Genomic DNA, 682 nt, shown 5'->3' with positions numbered 1-682 from the left:
GTAATAATCGAGAACAAAAGAGTCCATACCTGCGTGGGATCATGACTGATCTGATAATTCGCAAACTCCTCAGCACCCTCAAATGTCACAACGGTGTCATCATCAAGTGTGACCGACTCCCCCTTTGTGAGGTTAACCCGCTCCAATCGCTGCAACTGTCCCGAATGCACAAGTGAGGTATCCAACTTGAAGAGGTTCTGCCCCTTACCGGAATCAAGGCCATTATCACCACGGTAAACGTCGATAGCAACGGCCGGATCCGTCATCGCAGGGAACCGCGACGTTAATAATTCATGGTTCTCCCCCTCCCACGAAGCAGTCGGGGCAAAAAGACCCTGAATAGCAAGCTGGTGCTGGCGACGGTCATAAACCGAGTCATACATACCCGCCGGTGGATCAAAACGCACCACGCCATCAGACAAGAAGAAAGTCGGATCCGTTGGCTGCCACTGCACAGTCTGCGTACGCTTTTCACCAGTAGGCCACTGAATGCTAAACGTCGGCGCATAACCATGCCCCTGCAAATACACGCGGTCGCCAGCAATACGCAACGGATGATTCACACGCAGCGAATAGTCATCCCACGTAGAAACATCATCGAAAATTCGATCACCCTGCGCATACGACACATTCGAGCTAAACATCTTAGCTTGACCATTCGGCAAATAATCAGCCGTAAAAT

General features: G+C 50.9%; 1 protein-coding gene. It reads right to left on the bottom strand.

Features of this window, described 5'->3' with window-relative positions:
* Positions 1 to 682: cytochrome c biogenesis protein ResB (locus DDE13_RS22625; RefSeq protein WP_162631211.1), on the bottom strand; the 682-nt coding region annotated here is incomplete at both ends.

Source organism: Meridianimarinicoccus zhengii (genome assembly GCF_003254465.1).
GTDB classification, from domain to species: Bacteria; Pseudomonadota; Alphaproteobacteria; order Rhodobacterales; family Rhodobacteraceae; genus Meridianimarinicoccus; species Meridianimarinicoccus zhengii.
The sequence above is the reverse complement of the archived record's forward strand: the minus strand, read 5'-3'. Positions and strand labels throughout refer to the sequence as shown.